General features: G+C 46.5%; 1 protein-coding gene. It reads left to right on the top strand.

All coding sequences use genetic code 11. From position 1 onward, the window contains the following. Window positions 1-533, top strand: a 533-nt coding sequence (locus tag R8N49_RS29995; protein ID WP_318190810.1) for an ATP-binding cassette domain-containing protein, incomplete at both ends; no start/stop codon positions are given.

Genomic DNA, 533 nt, shown 5'->3' with positions numbered 1-533 from the left:
AAGTTTTGAAATTTTGATGCCTATTGCAGGTGCGTTCCAATACCTTGGCCAAACGCTGACTTCTGCCCGTCGCTTGAACGAAGTGATTCTTGCTGAGCCTGATGTTGTCTTCCCTGAGCAATCTAAACGCGAAGAAAAGCCACTGGATATCGAGTTCATCAACATTGATTTTGCATACCCTGATGGACAACAGAAAGTGCTGAAAGACCTTTCGCTTTCACTTCCTTTAGGCTCAAAAACCGCAATTGTTGGTCAAACGGGTTCAGGCAAATCGACTCTGATTCAACTACTTTGTCGCTACTGGGATGTAAACCAAGGTGAGGTTCGCATTGGTGGCGCTTCACTAAAAGATTGGTGCGAATCCGATCTGCGCTCAGCAATTACCGTAGTGAGCCAACGAGTAGATGTGTTAAACGGCACACTACGTGACAACTTGTTAATGGCGTCACCAAATGCGACTGATGAGCAACTGGCGGATATCCTAACGAAAGTTGAACTGGGTGCACTGCTTGAAGAGCCGGGTCTTGATGCTT

The organism is Vibrio sp. 1978 (assembly GCF_033344345.1).
The sequence above is the reverse complement of the archived record's forward strand: the minus strand, read 5'-3'. Positions and strand labels throughout refer to the sequence as shown.